The sequence below is a fragment of the Vibrio sp. 1727 genome (assembly GCF_033344415.1).
GTDB classification, from domain to species: domain Bacteria; phylum Pseudomonadota; class Gammaproteobacteria; order Enterobacterales; family Vibrionaceae; genus Vibrio; species Vibrio alginolyticus.
The window spans coordinates 1-2,278 of the sequence record NZ_JAWPOT010000057.1; the positions used below are offsets into that span (position 1 = coordinate 1).

The following is a 2,278-nucleotide window of genomic DNA, read 5'->3' on the forward strand; positions in this document are numbered from 1 at the left end:
CGTTTTGGTATTCGTTCTTTATCTCTTCGACCCAGTCAGAAATATTTTCCCACCATGCCGGCATATCCGGGGATTGCGCTTTTTGAGCAACGCTTTGGATACGTTTAAGACCAATAGATCCTGCCGCACCTTTGATTTTATGCGCTTCAGAAACAATGCCATCTTGATCTTTTGCGGTCATGTTTGAGTCTAATACCTCAATGTAATCTGGCATCATGTCTTCAAACATCTTGATGCTGTCGTACACGGGTTTAACGCCGACAATATCCACATAAGACTCTAGCATATCCAGATCCAGTAGATGTGTCTCAATCACAGGAGAAGGCGCCGCTTCTTCCTTGACTTCAGGCTTAACAATCACCGCGGGTTTATCGACTCGATCAACAAAGAACTTATCTATCACTGACTGAATAGCATGCACAGCTAATGGTTTACTGATTGCGTCATCCATTCCATTTTCTAAGTACTCTCGACGATCTTTCATCACGTTCGCCGTTAACGCCACCAACGGAGGCAAGTGGTCATAATGCTCACGGTAGTACTTCGCCACATCAAACCCTGTCATGTCTGGCAGTTGAATGTCCAACAGCGCAAGATCGTATTGGTCCGGCACAAAGTTGACTAACGCTTCTTCCCCAGTCATCGCGACCGTCACGGAATGCCCCAAACTTTCTAGCAGCGACTTAGCCACCGTCACGTTAAGTTCAATGTCTTCAACCATAAAGATGTTGAGATGCACATTGTCGCGCTTCGCATCGATTACCAGCTCTTCGAGTTCAACAATAGGAACGTCAATCGACACAGTAAAAGTACTACCAAAGCCTTCTTCACTTGTGACCGTAATGTCCCCATCCAGCATATTGATCAGCTGTTTCGAAACCGCTAACCCAATGCCTGTACCTACCGCATGCAAGTTGTCTTTGCCCGACTTAACTTGATAATACATAGCAAAAATCTTATCCAGTTCAGCTTCAGGAATACCGATGCCAGTGTCTTCGACTTCCATAATGATAGTCGCGAAGTCTTCTTCGACATCAGCGCTGACTGTCATCACAACGCCACCTTCTTTGGTGAACTTCATCGCGTTGCTGACTAGGTTCCAAATCACCTGACGTAAACGGGTCGCATCCACCTCGATCGCTTTTGGTAAGTCACTCAAACGTTCTAAGTCGAAACGCAGTCCTTTTTGTTCCGCCATGAGCGCCGAAATACTCTCTATCTCGGCGACAAAGTCTTCAAAGTTCAATGGCGCAGGTAACAGTTCAAGCTTACGACGATCGAATTTGTCCATATCGATGATGTCATTGAAGATATTCCCCAACGTAATCGCACTCACGTTGATCGTCTGCATGTGCTTACGTTGCTCTTCCGTCAGCGGGCTATCAAGCAACATTCGACTCAGGCCAACAATGCCGTTTAACGGTGTGCGAAGTTCATGGCTAATTGTGGAGATAAACGTCGTTTTATCTCTGCTGGCTTTTTCTAGAGATTCTTCATGACGCTTACGCTCAGTGATGTCTCGCCCAAAACCAACCAACCCCAAGTGGCGACCGTCTTTGCTATAAAATGGTACTTTGCGCAATTCAAAATAGTGTTTTCGCCCATCAGGGTATTCCAACCATTGCTCGTAAGTGATCGCTTGGTTGTCGCTAAAGACTTTTTGGTCGGTATCTACGATTGGTTGCGCAATTTCTTTACTGTAGACATCCCACGGGCTCAAACCGACAAGTTGATGCTCTTTCTTGCCCGTTAACTCTTCCATCGCTCGGTTACAACCAGAGAAGACGCCATCGGCATTACGGTAATAAATCAAATCAGGTGACGCATCGATGAATGAACGTAACAAAGCGGTACGCTCAGCCAACTCTAATTGCGTTCGCTCACGCTGGAAAACCTCATTCTCTAGATCCTGCATCGCCTCTTCACGCGCTTCTTCCGCTTTAATCCGCTCTTCAATCTCTAGATTGAGCTTTTCGATGTTCTGCTGTAGTTGGAAGTTCAGTTCTTGGTCGCGTGAACGCATGTCTTTCAATTTAGAAACCAGCTTAGTCAATCGTTGACGAGACTCTTCTAACTGATCTACCACCACAGATAGGAAGTAAACGGCCCAGGGCGTGATTAGCAAACCAAAGAAAACGGAACGTACGATGTCGATATCATCGACGCGCCCTTTGAGAGCCAAAGTGATACCAACTTGTACTACGACAGCAAGTGCCACCAGCGCTAGGGCTAACAAAATTGAAAAACGGACAATCCCTAGTTTCACCAGTAAGTCTAC

1 protein-coding gene is annotated in these 2,278 nt (G+C 46.1%); it reads right to left on the bottom strand.

Annotated elements, in window-relative coordinates:
* On the bottom strand, positions 1-2,278 hold a 2,278-nt coding region (arcB, locus tag R8O10_RS23755), incomplete at both ends, for an aerobic respiration two-component sensor histidine kinase ArcB (protein WP_318191769.1).